This is a genomic window from Bacillus sp. AP50 (assembly GCF_040492675.1).
Taxonomy (GTDB): domain Bacteria; phylum Bacillota; class Bacilli; order Bacillales; family Bacillaceae_G; genus Bacillus_A; species Bacillus_A cereus.
Map to the genome: position 1 here is coordinate 1 of NZ_JBEUTW010000780.1, position 987 is coordinate 987.

Genomic DNA, 987 nt, shown 5'->3' on the forward strand with positions numbered 1-987 from the left:
AATATTAATATGCTTTTTTTAAGAGATAATAAAAATTCTGATCTAACACCATTAAGTAAAATGAAAAAAATTAAAACATTAGATTTAATCGGTAATAACATTAAAGATATCCAGCCATTATTTACAGTATCAACTATGAAACAATTATACTTAGCAAATAATCAAATCAGTAATCTTACGGGAATTGATCGATTAAATAATGTGGAATTATTATGGATAGGGAACAATAAAATTAATAATGTTGAATCTATTAGTAAAATGAGTAATCTTATTGAACTAGAAATTTCTGATAGTGAAATAAAAGATATATCATCATTATCGCAATTAGGAAATTTACAAGTGCTGAATTTAGAAGAGAATTATATCTCTGATATATCGCCGTTGAGCACTTTAACAAATTTACATGAGATAAATCTTGGAGCAAATGAAATTTTTGACGTAAGGCCTGTTGAGGAATTAGGTAAGCGAATTTCAATTGATATTCAAAGACAAAAAATCTTTTTAAATGAAGGAAGCTTAGATGAAGAAATAAAAATCCCAGTATACAACCTTAAAGGAGAGCCACTTCAAAATATTAATTTGCAAAGTGAAGGGGCTACTCTGAATAACGGATTTATAAAATGGAATAGTCCTGGAGAAAAAATATATGAATTTAAACTAGATACTAATTCTACTGAAAGTAAAATAAGATTTAATGGTACGGTTATACAGAATATAGTTGAAAAACAAAAAGAAAGTCAAAATGTAATTCTCGATAAAACTTTACAACAACATATTAATAAAGAGAATTTAGGTAGAGAGAATTTAAACGCTCTTATCACAAAAGAAGATTTATTACAGATTAAAAAATTAGAGATACTTAAAGAAAAAGGAAATGAGATAAAAGATATAACAGGTTTAGAATACATGACGAACTTAGAAAAACTCACTTTAGAAGGAGTAGGTCTGAAAAATATTGAGTTCATCTCAAACTTGAAACAATTGAAT

1 protein-coding gene is annotated in these 987 nt (G+C 26.2%); it reads left to right on the top strand.

All coding sequences use genetic code 11. The features are described 5' to 3' along the window. The coding region (locus ABWK52_RS29435; protein ID WP_353772385.1) for a leucine-rich repeat domain-containing protein at positions 1–987 on the top strand (987 nt) is incomplete at both ends.